Annotated in this window: 2 protein-coding genes; both read right to left on the bottom strand. The window is 54.1% G+C overall.

Features of this window, described 5'->3' with window-relative positions:
- Positions 1–27: 27 nt before the first annotated feature.
- Positions 28–750, bottom strand: coding sequence for an aspartate/glutamate racemase family protein (locus BOW52_RS16825; protein ID WP_078485233.1), 723 nt, complete (start codon positions 748–750; stop codon positions 28–30).
- A complete protein-coding gene (locus BOW52_RS16830; protein WP_269087677.1) occupies positions 751–1,131 on the bottom strand; it encodes an EAL domain-containing protein in 381 nt (126 codons plus the stop codon).
- Positions 1,132–1,230: the final 99 nt, after the last annotated feature.

The raw sequence follows: 1,230 nt of genomic DNA on the forward strand, positions 1-1,230 counted from the left end.
GGGGCGCCGTAGGCATAAACGGTCGCGTTAAGTATTTGCCGCTTGCTTGGGCTTGGATGCCCAAAACAAGCTTCCGCAAAAATAGCGACTCCCCGAGCTGTGTGAAACACCCTGCAGACGCCAAAGCTCAGCCCTGAATTCCAGTACTTTCAGACCAATCGCCACTGGATCGAGCACCGGTATCCCCAACTCCTGCTGCGCCCTTCGAGCAAGCCCGGTCAGGCCGGTGCAGCCCAGGCAGATCACCTCAGTACGATCTACCTCCATCGCAACCTTGGCCTCGCGAATAATCGCCTCGTAGGCACGCTCTCGATCATCCATCTGCGCCACACTCATCTCAAGTGAGCGCCAGGATGCAATTCGCGTTTCAAGGCCATAGCTACGGGCATTATCAGCCATCTTGGGAATCCACTTATTTCGCCCGACGATAACGGAGAATTTTCCAGCACAAAGCGTGGCGGCGGTATGCAGAGTCGCTTCTCCGACACCGACCACCGGCATCTGTAGCAACTCTCTAAGCTCTCGCAGTCCGGGATCGTAAAAACAGCCAAGCAGCAGTCCATCCGCACCATTTTTCTCCGCCTCAATGGCCGCAGGAATCAGGTTGTGGAGCGCAACATGCTCATAATAGTGGTACTCAAGGTTTGTGAGATCGGCACCAAAGGTAAGGTGTTCGATGGCACACTCATCTCCCAGCAAGCCTTCGATCCACTCATCTGCAATATCTACCAATGCAAGCTTTTGCCCCACTTATCCCCTCCAACGCTGATCCACCTTCAGGAAGGTTAGAAACTCCGAAAACTCCATCGGCTTGCCCATCCAGAAACCCTGCGCCTCGGTACAGCCAGAATTGAGCAGAAAATCATATACGGCACCACTCTCAATACCCTCAGCCACCACCTTGATTCCGAGCTGGTGCACCATGCGGATACTCGCCTGGACGATTGTGGTGCTCTTCTCGGAGGTGATCATGCGCTGAATCAGCCCCTGATCAATCTTCACCACTGAGAAGGGCCACTGGCTAAGCAGATCGATTGATGAGTAACCCGTTCCGAAATCGTCCATAGCCAGCGCCAGTCCCATCTCGACCAAAGACTCAATATTTTTTCTAGCACTACTAGAGCTGTTAATAACCGACGCTGACCGCCATGGATAGCGAAGCGAAGGCGGTTAGTCCGCGATAGTCGACGCCGTCTGCCTATTCGTAGTTGAGAGCGGGAGCGAACGACG

The organism is Solemya pervernicosa gill symbiont (genome assembly GCF_002020875.1).
GTDB lineage: Bacteria > Pseudomonadota > Gammaproteobacteria.